The sequence below is a fragment of the Bifidobacterium thermophilum genome (assembly GCF_002846655.1).
GTDB lineage: Bacteria > Actinomycetota > Actinomycetes > Actinomycetales > Bifidobacteriaceae > Bifidobacterium > Bifidobacterium thermophilum.
In genome coordinates this window covers 57562-71976 of the sequence record NZ_PCGX01000007.1, presented here as the reverse complement: position 1 = coordinate 71976, position 14415 = coordinate 57562, and the positions used below count along the sequence as shown (strand labels likewise).

Here is a 14415-nt window from a genome sequence, read left to right as displayed (position 1 = left end):
CCAGCGCCGCCCGTCCAGCCACGCGCTGCGAATCCCCAGTACCACCCATTCAGCACCGCCAATCCACAGCGCCACCAGCCCAGCACCGCCAGCCCGACTCCGCTGACCGGCACCGCCTACCCGACGGTAATCGTCACCTTATTGCTCACAATCTTCGGATGGTCCTTCATCGACAGCTGTGCGGTATAAGTCCCGGCCTCCACCTTCGGCAGCGTTGAATCCTCAGCGCACGAGCTCCCGGTACGATTCGTGTTCCACGTCATCGTCTGCGTGTCGGTGTCCCCCACCGCAAGCAGCAGCTGGCGCGAATCCACATCGCATACGTCGGACCGCCACACGGTGTCGCTTCCCGACTTGATGGTCAGCACCCGCGAATCATCCGCGGCATCAATCAGGCAGCTGCTCTTGCCCTTCGGCACATACTTGATGGTCGCTGTGAATTTCATGGAACCACCGACAGCAACCGTCTGGGAATCCGACTGCAACGACAAATCGATATCGGACGCCGTGCAATCCTTGACTTTGCTCTGCTGCTTCGGCGTCGGCACCGCCGAACGAGTCAACGCCATCTGGTCGTCATGGCGGATCGACGCATCAATCGCCATCATTCCCCGGCCGAGGCTGTACACACAAAACGCAATCAACGCAAGAACGACAATCAACGCAATCAACGCGACAATGCGACGCCTGCGGTAGATCTGCCGCTGCCGTTTGGACAATTTTCGGCGGGGACGGCGATTCCGCGGGTTGTTGGAAGTGCGCTGGCTGCTCGATGACATATGGTCCAGTGTAGTCATGCCGGTGGTGACGTGTCACGCTGACGCTACGTCGGATTGCGAAGTTGCGTCAGATTGCGAAGTAGCGTCGGGTTGCGAAGTGTTGGCGTGCGTTTCGATGCTCGCACTGGTATCGGCGCTGCCAACGGCACCAGCACTGTCATCGGCGCCGGCACCTGCGTCCGCGTCGGCATCAGCATTCCGGACGCTCCCGGCGGGCAGACGAATCCCTTCATCACCAATGATTTCAATCAGTCCGTCCTCGTCAAGCGAGGCGACGCACGCATCAAGCTGCGTCTGGTCGGGCCACAACGACGCCACCCGCGCGCGCGACAATACCGGGGCATCTGCAGGCAGCGCACGCAACGCAGCCAACACAATGCCGCGCACCTGTCGATTCGTGCCCGCGAACCGCTGACGGGGACGAGTCCGGCGCTGTCCCAGTCCCGGACGGCCCGCCGCAAGAAACGCGCAAACCGACGCAACCGGGCAAGTCTCACAAGCCGGAGATTTCGCCGTGCACACCAGTGCGCCGAGCTCCATCACCGCCTCGTTCCACACGACGCTGGCTGTCTGATCTTCGGGAAGCACGCGCAAAGCCAGATCCCGATCCTTCGCCGTCGTGGACCCGCCCAACGATTCCTCGCCGACGAACATGCGTGACAGAACACGCCGAATATTCGTATCGATGACGGCAATCCGCTCTCCGAACGCGAAACTCATGACCGCACTCGCCGTGTAATCGCCGATTCCGGGCAGCGCGACCAGCTCGTCGTAACTGCGAGGAAGCCGGTTGCCGTATCGCGTGGCGACTTCGCGGGCGCACTCCTGCAAACGCAAAGCACGACGCGGGTAGCCGAGGCGGCCCCATGCGGTGATGACCTCCGCCGTGGATGCCGCGGCAAGTGCTTCCGGGTCCGGCCAATGGCGCATCCACGTGGTCCAGTAGGGCACGACCCGGCTCATCTGGGTCTGCTGGCTCATCACTTCGGAGACAAGGATGCCCCAGGCGCCGGTCCGTCCGAAGCGCCACGGCAGGTCACGCGCATTGGACCGCCACCATGCGGCCAAGCACAGCGCGACTTCGGTTGCGTTAAGGTTCTTGGTGTCATTCATCATTCCTATTCTTAGCATTCATGACTAACGAAGCAGCAAATCCCGAGGATCATGTCGAAAAGATGTTCGAATACGGGTACCGCAAGTCCAATTACGGGCCGGACGAGCTGGTGACCGACGCGCACGGCAACCCGATTTCCGTGGTGGACGCCATGCTGAGCGCGAAGGATGCGGCCAAAACGGAAACCTCCACGCCGCATCTGTGCTACTACTCCCCACGCATTCCGGGCAACACGGGTTCCGCAATCCGCCTGTGCGCCGTAACCGGCACAATCCTGCACTTGGTGGAGCCCTTGGGCTTCAATCTACGCGACACCAAGCTGCGCCGCGCGGGGCTTGACTACCACGACATGGCACATGTGGTGCTGCACCCGAATTTCGAGGATCTGGTGGAATCGATGCCGGATTCGCGCATCATCGCCTTCACCGCGCATGCCACGAAGTTGTATACCGACATCGAATACAGGCCGACCGACATTCTGCTGTTCGGCCCGGAACCGGGCAATATCCCTGATCCGATGGACATCATGGCCGGCCCGCATGTGGCCGAGCAGGTGCGTCTGCCGATGCGCCCGAGCCTGCGCAGCTTGAACCTTACCAACTGTGCTTCCATCGCCATCTACGAAGCCTGGCGCCAAATGGGCTTCAAGGGCGGGGCGTGACGTAGAAGCCCGGTGGGCTTCTACGTAGCCCCGCCGAGAGAGGCACGACAGTGCCGAACGAGGAGATATGACCGTCCGGCCGCAAGGCCGGTCAATAATTGCAAACGGAGCGTGACGCAGAAGCCCAGTGGATTCCTTATGCTCCACAATAATCGCGGTGAAAGCAATGCAAACGCTGCTTTCACCGCGATTATTGTTTTCACTATTGCCTCACATTCTCAAGATTCCGTTTTGCCTGGTCGGATGGTCGCGGCGCGTGCGATCCGATGGAGCTCTTCCTCCCAGCGCCCCACGGCCTTGGGACGACGCCCGGGCCGGGCCGCGTCCAGGCACAGCATGACGGCCAGGCCGTCCGGCCGGGGCGCGAGCAGCGCGACCGTCAGACACGAGCCGTTGCGCGCCTCCCAGCGGCGGGTGAACGGGCCCTCCCCGCACGGCTCGCGCGAGACCGAGCGCGCGGGCCCGTTATCCCCCTCCCAGCGCTCCAGCCACTCGTCCCACGCCTCCCCGCCGTCCGCCTCCGCGTCCCACTCCGCCTCGGCCAGGTACAGGGACGCCACGGGATCCCCGCCCCGTCCGGTCCGTTCGAAGGCGAGCAGCACCTCGCCCGCGGCCGACGTGCGCTCCGCGAACCCCTCTCCCGGACCGGGCATGACCACCTCGCCCCCGTCGCACAGTCCCGCGCTCCGCGCAACCGGCACGCGGGGCGCGGGCCTCCGGCCGTGCGTTCTCTTCCACTCGTCGATGGCCGCGTACGCGTCCAGCACCGCCTGTCCGAGCTCCTCGGCGGACGCGCCGGCAGGCACGGTGCCCCGCCACACCTCGTCGTCCCAATCGTCGCCGATTCTTGGCGGATATGCGTACACCCAATATTCCTTGTCCTTGTAGTTGGTGACCTCGACGAGGTCGTTGTTCCGGACGAACGCCCGATACGTCCTGTATCTGGTGTCGTGCCGCCAGAAGTTCTCCTGCTCCTCGAGGCTCAGCTCGAGCGGGCCCGTGCGCTCGATGAACGCGAACGAGTCCAGCAGCGCCACGCCCACATCCCCGGCCGTCACGCCGGGGCCCTTCAGACTCCGAAAGAACCGGTCCGTCACCCGATTGATGCCCCAGCTCATCACGAACGGGCAGACCAGGAACCTGTCCTTCTCCCTGTTTATGGAGACTATCCTTATCTGGCTCATGTATTTTCCTCCTATTTCGCGATCTTGTACACGATGCGTATGCCCGTGCCGGCATGCTCCCTCTGGAACGCCCTCAGCGCCCCGGCGATGTCGTTGCCGATGGCGGTGTCCGGGAACACGACCTCCAGCATCTTGGAGTCATAGTCCTTTTCGGACAGACGTTTATCCCTATTTCCAATCTTTCTGTACCTGTGGCCTTCACTATCCACCTTATTCAGATACTTGTCCTCGAATCCCTCGAGATCCTTCACGTACTTGTTGAGTCTGGATCTCAGCCTGCCGGGCGTCTGGTAGCTGCGCGCGTCCAGGTCGAGGCTTTTCGTGCTCACCAGGACCCTGTTCTCCAGCCTGTCCGCGACCGGGAACGTGCGGCCCAGGCCGCGGCCCGTGGAATGCCCGTTCAGGTGTTCGTCAATGATGTCGCCGCGTTTCAGCCACCGCTCGTTCCAGACGTTCTTGCCGGTGTCGATTGTGGCCGCGATGGGCAGGTCCCTACCGGATGTGACCAGATGCTTGGCGAGACCGGCCTTGTTGACGGCCTTGACGAGATGCTGCTTCTCTTTTTTGGTGAGTCTTGCGTGGCCGGTCTGGGAGAAGCTGGCGGCGGCCTTGACGAATCCGTCGCTGCCGCCGAGCTTGGCGACCACGCTCGGGCAGCTCTCCTCCAGTATGGCCAGCAGTCTTGCGGCCTTCGCCGGGTCGTCTATGTTGCGCAGGATGAATCTGCCGGCCTTCGCCGCGCCCTTGGCCGCGTCGCCGGCGGCGGGGACGATGCCCGCGGCGCTGATCGCGGCGAATGCGTAATCGCCGTGCTTCACGTTCGCTATGGCGTCGCGAACATCGGATGTGGGGATGACGCCCCCGATGATCTGGCCGGCCAGGGTGACGGGGTCGTCGTCATCGGTGATGAAGTCCCCCGCAAGCGCTCCGACCACGAAGCAGGCGAACTGCTCGTACCATGCCTTGTCGTACACGTACGGGCTGGTGTCGTCGGCGAGCTCCCTGTCGTCGCGCCGCCCGTCGCCGTCTGGGTCGGGCGAGGTCGGGTCGAAGTTGCGGCGCACTTCGTCGCCGTCGGTCAACCCGTCGCCGTCCGTGTCGGGATTCATCGGGTCGGTCGTCGGGTCCGGTTCGTCCGCGTCGGCGATGCCGTCACCGTCCGAATCGACCAGTGTGGGGTTCGTGATGAGCCGTCCGGTGACAATCACCTTGGTGCGGTCGGCGTTGTACCGGTAGTCGAGGCGGTCGATCTCCTCGCCGTCGGGGATGCCGTCGCCGTCCGTGTCGGGATTGTTCTTGTCGAGTTTGAGCGAGACGCCGTTGAACAGCACGAGATGGTCCTCGTACCAGTCGGGGATGCCGTCGCCGTCGTTGTCGGTCTCGATGTCGATGAGCTTGCCGATGTTCTCGTAGATGCCGGCCAGCGCATCGGCGTCCTGGGCGAGATAGGATTCGCCGCCGGTCTGGCTGGCCAGCGGTTTCATCCATCGCTCGAAATATGATCCGGGGCCGCCTCCGCCCAGTCCGACCGCGTTGATCTTGACCTTGCGCTTGTTGGCTTCGGCGACCACGCTGTCATGCAGCCGCGTATCGGCAGTCTCCCCGTCGGAAAGCACGATGATGTTGCGTAGCGTCGCATCATCGTCGCCCTGGAACATGTTCAGGGCCTGCCGTACGGCCAGGTACATGCTGGTGCCGCCCGAATCGTGGAAGTTCGCATCCGCCAGGGCGTTCTTCGCGGTCTGCGCATCCGTAAGCCCGCCGGTCAGGTCCGTGGCTCCGTCCGCGAAGCGCACGACGCCGGTGCGGGTGTTCCCCGGGAAGCGCCCTACAAGGTCGCGGGCCACGGAAAGGCGCTTCTTTCCGCGGTCGTTGCTCCACATGCTGCCCGAATCGTCTATGACGAACACCGTCTGCACCGCGTTGAACTGTTCGTCGCCCCACACGTCCTCCCATGAGAACGAGTCGTGGAACGTGGTCCGGTTCACCAGCACGTATTTCGAGAAATGCGAGACCGTCGCCGTGGCCTCGTTTCCGGTCACGGTGGTATCGAGTTCCTCGAGCCGCTGTTCCTTTTCGTCGAACCAGCAGATGGCCGGGTCGAACGACGAATCCGACAACAGCGATTCGTCGAAGCGGAAGCGCAGCGTCGCGGACCCCACCTGCCCGTCAACGGTGAACTCGTACGCATCCCCTATGAGCCCCGGCATATCGTCCGGGAAATACGACGGGTTGTCGTATCTGCGCACGTCGAGGGTGGCGGCCTGGCTCGCGGGGAGATTCACCGACACGGACACGTCCACGTCGCCTTGCCCAACATCCTCGGCGGGTGCCGTCACATCGAACGTCTCCTGAGGTACGAGCGGGTCCGTGCCCCATTGGATCTCACGCCGGTCGTCCACGCCATCGCCGTCCGTGTCCGATTTGAGGGGATCGGTATGAGTGCGCGTCGTTTCCTCGCCGTCGGTCAGCCCGTCGCCATCCGTATCGGCCGCCATCGGGTCCGTGCCGATCTCCCGCTCGTTCAGGTTCGTCAGCCCGTCGCCATCCGGATCCTCATCGCCATCCGCCACGCCGTCGCCATCGCTATCGGCGCGGGAGGGGTCCGTGCCTGTTCTGATGGTTTCGAACGCATCGGGCAGTCCGTCACCGTCGGTGTCGCTATCGCCGCCGAGCATCATGCCCAGTACATCGGGCACGCCGTCATCGTCGCCGTCGATGGCCGGATCGCCGCAGGACCAGTCGCCGCCGTCCCAACGGCATACCCCGGACGCCTCGTAGCCGGGCGCGCTCTTTGCGGGAACCTGATGCCCGCCGTCGTTGAACAGCACACGCGCCTTGGCGTATTTCGTTATCGTGTAGGAATACCAGCCGTCCGCCATGTGCTTCATGGCGTTGCCCGGCCAGGCGGGCCCGGTGTCGGCATCGGACGTGTAATAGTAGATTCGGGGGCTGCCCCATCCCGATGGCTTATGGAACATGACGAGCACGCCGTCGGGTCTCGTGTCGGTCCATACGCCGTTGCGGCACCATGCCTCGGCCGTTACCAGATGACCTTCCTGACCGCTTGCCGGGGTCTGCCTCGAGCCGCCATCGTTGAACAGCACGCGGGCGGGCTGCGTTCCGAAGATGGTCGCGGTATACCATCCGTCACCGTCTGCATGCATGGCCTCGCCCGGCCACGTCGGCCCTCTGGCCGCTTCGGAATAGTAGTACAGGCGGACCTTGCCCCAGTTCGCGTAGTCGTAGAAGTGCACCTTCATGCCTTCCGGCATGGAGTCGTGCCGCGTGCTCCCCACGAACCAGGCTTCGCCATTGACCTCGTACCCCGGTTGGTTCGCTCCGGGGTGCTGCGATTTTCCGTTGTCGCTGAACAGCACGCGCAATCCATGCGGCGCGTCCACGGTGACGCTGTACCAGCCGTCGCCGTCGTCCGTCATCCGTTCGCCCGGCCAGGACGCGGAGCGCACGCCGTCGCCGTACATGTACGCGAACGGCTTCGCCCAGCCGGCACTGTCGTAATAATGAATCGTCACTTCGCCTGATCCGCCGCTTCCATCGGTGGCTGCGGACGCCACCGAGGCGGGCATCACCATGAACATCGAAAGCAGCGCGCACAGCACGCATGACAGACGGGAACCTCTCATAGGCCCTCTTCCCTTGACCTCATCGCATGGGCGCGTGCGCCGCCGCGGACGCCCCACGCATCCCTCACTTCCCTGCGGGCCCGCACGGCCGCGGCCCGCAACCGATTACAACAGACAAACACCCCGGAACGCAAACGACGGCAGAACACAAAACGCCAACGGAACCATTGGAACCACAGCCGTCAAACCTTTGACCCACCAACCAGGAAACGTCCAGAATATGAGACAACACAACAACCAGCCACAGGGATTAGACAATCTGAACACAGATAGCAATCGTGCATCTAATGAGGCTTCCGTTCCCGTAGCCACCGCCGATACCGGGGAGTGGAAGACGGGGAAGGCGATACACGGCAATGCCTTCACCAAGATGCTTGAGGTCGTGTTCCCGGACACTGCGATCGGCAACGACATCGCCGAGGCGCTGAGGGCGTTCCAGAGGGAGCATGCCGGCACGGGCATACGCATCGTATACAAGATCGCCAAGTGAAAGGACCGCATATGGAACCGGACTTCGATCCCAGATTCGTGTTGATAGACAAGGAGGGCAGTCGTTTCTTGATTCGCCCATGCGTAGAATCCTGGGGCGTCAATCGGGTGACGGACCGATTCTTCAGGAGCCTGAAGGGCCCCGGCATGACGGCCGGGGACATAGGCGGGGCGGTGCTGGACGCGTTCGCGTTCATCGAGCGCACGGGCCAGCTCGAGCTGAGCCTCGAGGAAAGGAGGAATTCCTGGAGGTATGACACGAGGTACAGGACGCATCGGGCGTTCGTCCGGAACAACGATTTCGTCCGGGTCTCCACCAGTCCCGGCGGCAGGTATCTGGTGTGCGCCTATGCGCCAAGGTCGGGCGGCGACGATCCGGGAGACTCCATATGGCACGCCATCGTGCCCGCCGGCGCGTCCGCGGGGGAGCTCGGGCGGGGCAGTGATGGACGCGTACGGGGCGATCGACGAGTGGAAGAGGGCGCGCGGCGAGCGGGGAGTGAACAAGGCTCCGGATCGTGTACAGGATTACCAGAAGGAAAGGAAGCAGATGATATGGGTGTGATGACGGTATCGGTGAACCGGGAGGGGAATAGGCTCCTGCTTCTACCTTATGTGGAGTGTTGGGGCGTTGATCGATTAACGGATCGGTTCTTTGCGAGTCTGAAGGGCCCCGACGTGACGGCCGAGGACGTGGGCGTGGCGCTGCTGGACTCGTTCGCGTTCATCGAGTGCACGGGACCGCTCGAACTGAACCTCGAGGAGCAGGAGAACTGCTGGCGGCACGACACCAGATACAAGACATGGAGGGCGTTCGCCCGGAACAACGATTTCGTGGACGTCACCTACTACGAGGATAGGTACTACTGGGTGTGCGCATATCCGCCGCGTACCAGTGATCTGGTGGGCGACGAGGTGTGGAAGGGCACCGTGCCTGCCGGCGCGTCCGCCGAGGAGCTTGGGGATGCGGTGATGGACGCGTACGGGGCGGTCGACGAGTGGAAGAGGACGCACGGCCGGCGGGCCGGGGGACGCGAGCCGGTTGCGCGGAGCGTCGCACTGTGCGATGGGGGCGAGGTACTGCTTCCCGGGCCGGGCGAGGGGTTCGAGGAGCGCACGTCGGCCGCGGGCGAGGTGCTGCTCGCCTTCGAGCGGACCGGCCGGGGCGGGGATCCCGTGGCGTCCCTGTACCTGGCCGAGGCCGAATGGGACGAGGGGCCGGACGGCGGGGAGGCGTGGGACGAGTGGCTGGAACGCTGGGAGGAGGAGAACGGGCCCGCGCGCTCGGTCTCGCGCGAGCCGTGCGCGGAGGGCCCGTTCACGCGCCGCTGGGAGGCGCGAAACGGCTCGTGCCTGACGGTCGCGCTGCTCGCGCCCCGGTCGGGCGGCCTGGCCGTGATGCTGTGCCTGGACGCGGCCCGGCCCGGGCGAAGGGCCAGAGCCGTGGAACGCTGGGAGGGCGAGCTCCTGCGGGTCGCGCGAGCCGCGACCATCCGACCAGGCAAACCCGAAACGGAAACAGACGAATAAACCAGCTGCATTAAGAAAATATGCAATCAACAGAAAAGCCCGGAGGCGAACGCCTCCGGGCTTTAGAGAGAGAAGAGAGAAGAAGGGGATTCAATTATCGGGAACCTTGCGGTTCGAGGCTTTTTGCAGCTGAGACATAGTTAACCTCCCTAACCTTCAGGAACCACCATGTTTTTCTGCGAGTTTCCTGTGAATCCGCACTCCCCTACCAAGCTCGCATCTCACATCCATGCGCAAACACAACGGCCCCTCCGCGGAGGGGCCGAAGCAATGCACTCAAGCGTGAAGATGCGCTAGTTCTTGAAGGAGTGGATCGGTGCCGGAATGCGGCCGCCACGGGTCACGAAGGCCTCGCAGCTGGTCTGGTTCACCGGCATAATCGGCGCATAACCCATGAGCCCGCCGAATTCCGCGGATTCGCCGACACCCTTGCCGATGACCGGAATCACACGCACGGCGGTCGTCTTCTGGTTGACCATGCCGATGGCCGCCTCGTCGGCGATCATGCCGGAGATGGTGGACGGCGTGGTATCGCCTGGAATCGCAATCATGTCAAGGCCGACCGAGCACACGCACGTCATCGCCTCGAGCTTTTCGATGCGCAAGCAACCGGAAGCAGCCGCATCGATCATGTTCTTGTCTTCAGAAACCGGGATGAACGCGCCAGACAGGCCGCCGACGTACGAGGACGCCATGATGCCGCCCTTCTTAACCTGGTCGTTAAGCATGGCCAGCGCTGCGGTGGTGCCGGGCGCGCCGACCTGCTCAAGCCCGCATTTCTCAAGCACTTCGCCGACAGAGTCACCGGCAGCGGCGGTTGGAGCAAGCGACAAATCGATGATGCCGAACGGGATGCCGAGCCGGCGTGACGCCTCCTGGGCGACCAGCTGGCCGACACGCGTGATCTTGAACGCGGTGCGCTTGATGGTCTCGCACAGGAATTCAAAGTCCTTACCCTTGGCCTCGTCAAGCGCGCGGGACACTACACCGGGGCCGGAAACACCGACATTGATCACCGCGTCGCCTTCGGTCACGCCATGGAAGCCGCCTGCCATGAAGGGGTTGTCATCCGGCGCGTTGCAGAACACCACAAGTTTGGTGCAGCCGTCGCTGTCGGTGTCGCGGGTGGCGTAGGCGACATCCTTGACGATGTGGCCGAGCAGGTAAACCGCGTTCATGTCAATGCCGGTCTTGGTGGAGCCGACATTCACCGACGAGCACACGATGTCGGTTTCGCTCAGCGCCTGCGGCAGGGAGCGGATGAGCATCTCCTCGGCGGGCGTCATGGATTTGGAAACAAGTGCAGAGTAGCCGCCAATCAAGTCAACACCGACGGTTTTCGCGGCTTTGTCCAGCGCATGGGCGATGCGCACGAAATCCTCGGAGCTCTTGCAAGCGCTGGCTCCGACCAGCGAAATCGGCGTGACGGTGATGCGCTTGTTGACAATCGGAATGCCGTAATCGCGCTCGATGGCCTCGCCTGTGGAAACCAGATCCTTGGCGTACGTGGTGATCTTGCGGTAGATGTTGTCGCACACCTCGTCCACGGTGTCGGCCGCGCAGTCAAGCAGGCTGATGCCCATGGTGATGGTGCGCACGTCGAGCTTCTCCTGCTCGATCATCTTGTTGGTCTCGTGGACCTCCATGATATTCAGCATGGTCGTGTCTGTCCTTTTCGATTCGTTCGGTTGCGTTCTTGCGCGGCGATCCGCGTGATAACTGGACTCAGACGCGATGCATCTTGGTGAAGATCTCTTCGCGCTGGCAGCGGATGCGCACGCCGATCTCCTCGCCGAGCTTGTCGAGGTCGTTGACCATGGTGCCGAATTCGTTGTCGGCGTTGCTGTAATCGACGATCATCATCATGTTGAAGAACCCGTCGATGATGGTCTGCGAAATGTCGAGGACGTTGACATGGTGACCGGAAAGGTACGTGCAGACGCGGGCGATAATGCCGACGGTGTCCTGGCCTACGACGGTGATGATTGCCTTGTTCATGGATCTCCCTTGGAAAATCGGTGCGATGGTATCCAGATGGATTCAAGTATAGGGAATGCACACGTCATCGGGCCGGGAATGTCCGTTTCGGGACGATTTGCCTAGGGCTGAAGGGCACCGACTCGCTGTGAGAATAACGGACGCCAAGTCAACGACGCCTGAAGCGGGGACACGCGACACAACAGGCAATCGAAACAACAAACACCCGAAATAACAGACGCCCGAAACGAACTCGGCATTGTTGCCGACGGTCCGTTCCGGGCATCTAGGCGTTGCTGACGTTCCCCGTGTCAGTCGATTTGTATCAGTCGACGCGGTGCGCCGAAGCGGATGCGACCGCGGCGAGCGCCCGAGGCTGGTGGAATCCATGCACTGCAAACGCGTCAGCGATCTTTTGCGCGACCTCACGGCTGCGTCCCTTGTCTACCAGCGCGATGATGGAGCCGCCGAAGCCGCCGCCGGTCATGCGGGCGCCGTACGCGCCGTTGGTCCGCGCGGTGTCCACGGCGACATCGAGCTCCGGCACCGTGACTTGGTAGTCGTCGCGCAGGGAATTGTGGGAGGCGTTGAACAGTTCGCCGGCACGCTTGATATCCCCAGCTGCGAACGCATCGACGAACTGTCCGACACGGCCGATTTCGGTGATGACGTGACGTACACGCCGACGCTCCACGTCATCATCGAGCTTGCCGAGAACGTCCGCAAGCGCGGCCTCGGGGTCGTCGGCGGCGTTGACCCGGTCGGCAATCACCCGCAGGTTCTCCACCCCGAGCCCGGCAGCCGCCTGTTCGCAGGTGGCGCGGCGCTGGGCGTATTGCCCGTCGTTGAGCTGATGCGGGGCCCGCGTGTCCACGACCAGCAGTTCAAGCCCATACTTGTCGAGGTCGAATGCCTGCTGGGACACGCTTTCGAGGGCGCTCAGGCCAGGCCGGCAGTCCAGCAGCAGGGCGTGCCCCGGCGTGCATCGCATGGAGGCGTTCTGGTCAAGCCCGCCCGTGGAGGCGCCCGCCATATCGTTTTCCGCGGCGATGGCTGCGTTGATCAGGGTGATGCGCCCCGCATCGCTTGAGCCGAAGCCGAGCCCGTACACGTCATCCAGGGCGAGGGCGGTCGAGCAGGTCATCGCGGCGGAGGAGCTCAGCCCGGAGCCGAGCGGCACGCATGAGGCGAAGGCCGCGTCAAAGCCCTTGACTTGCCTGAATCCGGCTTCACGCAGCGCCCATGCGACACCAACCGGGTAGGCCGCCCACCCATCGACGCCTCCGGCTGTGAGACCGTCCAAATCGGCTTGTGCGACCTTGTCGGGGCTGACATCGGAAACCACACGCACACTCGTGTCTTCGCGCGGTTTCAGTGCGATATACGTGCGGTGCGGCAGCGCGATCGGCAGGCACAGGCCCGCGTTGTAATCGGTGTGCTCGCCGATGAGGTTCACACGCCCCGGAGCCGCCCACACACCTGCCGGCGCCTCACCGTATGCCTGTTCGAACAGCTCTCGGGCTGCGGCGGCGCCTTCCGCGTCGCCCATCGCGTCGATGAACGGGATGCTTCCGGCGGCATCCTGCGTTGCATGCTGCTGGTCTGGTGTTGTCATGATTATTCCTTTCGAATGATGTTGCGCTGATGTGCCGCTGTGCTGCCCACCGGCAGCTGGTCCAGGCCCACCGACGTTCCGCACGCCAATGCCTGGTCAGCCGCCGCACGGCCAGCCGATACATGTTCAGTCGTCGATGTCAATCGGCCCGAGCTCATGGAACCGCTTGGCGATGAGTTCCGGCGTCGTGTCGGACACCCATGCGGCCATACCTGATTCGGAACCCGCCAGATACTTGATCTTGTTCGCCGCCCTGCGGAAGGAGAAGAACTGGAGGTTGAGCCGGTAGTTCGCGCGGCGGGCGTCATGAATCGGCGCCTGATGCCACGCGGCGATGTACGGCAGATCCATGCCCTTGCCGTCGCCCTTGTCGAAGAAGGCGTTGCCACGCTTGAGCAACGTGGAGTACATCTGTGCCAAATCCCAACGCTCCTGGTCGTCAAGCTCGTCGATGGTGAGCACGTCGCGCACTGGGGCGACATGCACTTCCAACGGCCAGCGCGCCGCCGCCGGCACGTAGGCTATCCAGCTGTGGTTGCGCATGACAATCCGCTCCCCCGCCTCGATTTCGGCGTTCATGAGGTCGCGAAGCAGGTTGCCGCCGGTACGTTCGTGGTATGCCTCGGTGTGCTGCAGTTCGGTTTCCAGCTTCGGCGCGATGAACGGGTAGCAGTAGACCTGGCCGTGTGGATGGGCGAGCGAGACACCGATTTCCTGACCGTGGTTCTCGAACGGGAAAATCTGCTCAATACCGTCAATATGCGAGATCTCGGCGGTGCGGAAGGCCCACGCCTCAACAACCGTGCGCAGGCGGCGCACCGGCAAATCGGCAGGCAGACCATGCTCGTTGGGGTCGAAGCAGATAACCTCGCACCTGCCGCCGGCCATCTTCTGCTGCCACAGCGGGTTGCCGTCGACATTCGTCACCGTGTCAGGCACGCCGGGCACGCGCACCATCGAGGGGAAACGGTTTTCAAAGATAACGACGTTGTAATCGGTATCCGGCACTTCGCCGTCCTGATACGGGTCACCCGGCTTGCGCGCGGCGAGCGGGTTGCCCTTCGCAGTGGCCCCCGGACCGGCGGTGATCGGCCGGTTCATGCGCGCAGTGGCCATGGGGATCCAGTCGCCGGTCAGCGGGTCGCGGCGCATCTGCGGTGCAGCGTACGGCACCTCGTTGCCGTCGGCGTCCAAATGAGGCGCGAAACGGTAGGCGAGATGGCGGGGGTCATGCAGTTCGCGGGTCTTCTTGCCGCTGACGTACTCAGGGTCGTCATCGAGATAGAAGAAGTCGCGTCCGTCGGCGAGGGTGGTCGGTGTGATGCGGATGTTGGCGCTCGCATATGCGCCGGGCTGATAGTACTGCCATGCCGGCGTCTGCTGGGCCGATTGGGATGATTGGGTGGTCATGTCGTCTCC

10 protein-coding genes and 1 pseudogene are annotated in these 14415 nt (G+C 63.3%); 3 read left to right on the top strand and 8 right to left on the bottom strand.

Annotation, left to right across the window (positions count from 1 at the left end; translation table 11 throughout):
- Positions 1-116: 116 nt before the first annotated feature.
- Together CQR48_RS02380 and CQR48_RS02375 are read right to left on the bottom strand one after the other, a co-directional pair.
- Positions 117-779 carry a hypothetical protein gene (locus CQR48_RS02380; RefSeq protein WP_205827696.1) on the bottom strand — a complete coding sequence of 221 codons (663 nt, stop codon included), beginning with the start codon at positions 777-779 and terminating at the stop codon, positions 117-119.
- A 213-nt stretch (positions 780-992) separates the two neighbouring features.
- Positions 993-1910 (bottom strand): annotated as a pseudogene (locus tag CQR48_RS02375) (HhH-GPD family protein); the annotation flags it as partial.
- A gap of 2 nt (positions 1911-1912) precedes the next feature.
- Here CQR48_RS02375 and CQR48_RS02370 point away from each other — a divergent pair.
- The gene (locus CQR48_RS02370) at positions 1913-2554 is read left to right on the top strand and encodes a tRNA (cytidine(34)-2'-O)-methyltransferase (RefSeq protein WP_101451876.1); all 642 of its coding nucleotides are present in this window, start codon (positions 1913-1915) and stop codon (positions 2552-2554) included.
- Between the two features lie 218 nt (positions 2555-2772).
- Here the strand turns inward: CQR48_RS02370 and CQR48_RS02365 are convergent, their stop codons facing one another.
- Both CQR48_RS02365 and CQR48_RS02360 read right to left on the bottom strand, forming a co-directional pair.
- Positions 2773-3738 (bottom strand): hypothetical protein, encoded by a 966-nt coding sequence (locus tag CQR48_RS02365; protein ID WP_244898903.1) that lies wholly within the window; start codon positions 3736-3738, stop codon positions 2773-2775.
- A gap of 11 nt (positions 3739-3749) precedes the next feature.
- A complete protein-coding gene (locus CQR48_RS02360) occupies positions 3750-7385 on the bottom strand; it encodes a starch-binding protein (protein WP_101451875.1) in 3636 nt (1211 codons plus the stop codon).
- Between the two features lie 220 nt (positions 7386-7605).
- On the opposite strand from CQR48_RS02360, the gene CQR48_RS02355 reads away from it, so the two are divergent.
- Together CQR48_RS02355 and CQR48_RS02350 are read left to right on the top strand one after the other, a co-directional pair.
- Positions 7606-7875, top strand: a complete 270-nt coding sequence (locus CQR48_RS02355; RefSeq protein WP_101451874.1) for a hypothetical protein — start codon at positions 7606-7608, stop codon at positions 7873-7875.
- An 11-nt stretch (positions 7876-7886) separates the two neighbouring features.
- Positions 7887-9404: a hypothetical protein gene (locus CQR48_RS02350; RefSeq protein WP_244898902.1), complete on the top strand. Its 1518-nt coding sequence runs from the start codon at positions 7887-7889 to the stop codon at positions 9402-9404.
- A 293-nt stretch (positions 9405-9697) separates the two neighbouring features.
- Here the strand turns inward: CQR48_RS02350 and CQR48_RS02345 are convergent, their stop codons facing one another.
- The 4 genes from CQR48_RS02345 to galT form a co-directional block, all read right to left on the bottom strand.
- Complete coding sequence (locus CQR48_RS02345; RefSeq protein WP_101451873.1) at positions 9698-11062, bottom strand: PFL family protein; 1365 nt, start codon at positions 11060-11062, stop codon at positions 9698-9700.
- A gap of 67 nt (positions 11063-11129) precedes the next feature.
- Positions 11130-11402, bottom strand: coding sequence for an ACT domain-containing protein (locus CQR48_RS02340; protein WP_015449974.1), 273 nt, complete (start codon positions 11400-11402; stop codon positions 11130-11132).
- Between the two features lie 304 nt (positions 11403-11706).
- Complete coding sequence (gene galK, locus CQR48_RS02335; RefSeq protein WP_101451932.1) at positions 11707-12930, bottom strand: galactokinase; 1224 nt, start codon at positions 12928-12930, stop codon at positions 11707-11709.
- A gap of 192 nt (positions 12931-13122) precedes the next feature.
- Positions 13123-14406 carry a galactose-1-phosphate uridylyltransferase gene (gene galT, locus CQR48_RS02330; protein ID WP_101451872.1) on the bottom strand — a complete coding sequence of 428 codons (1284 nt, stop codon included), beginning with the start codon at positions 14404-14406 and terminating at the stop codon, positions 13123-13125.
- Between the last annotated feature and the right edge of the window lie 9 nt (positions 14407-14415).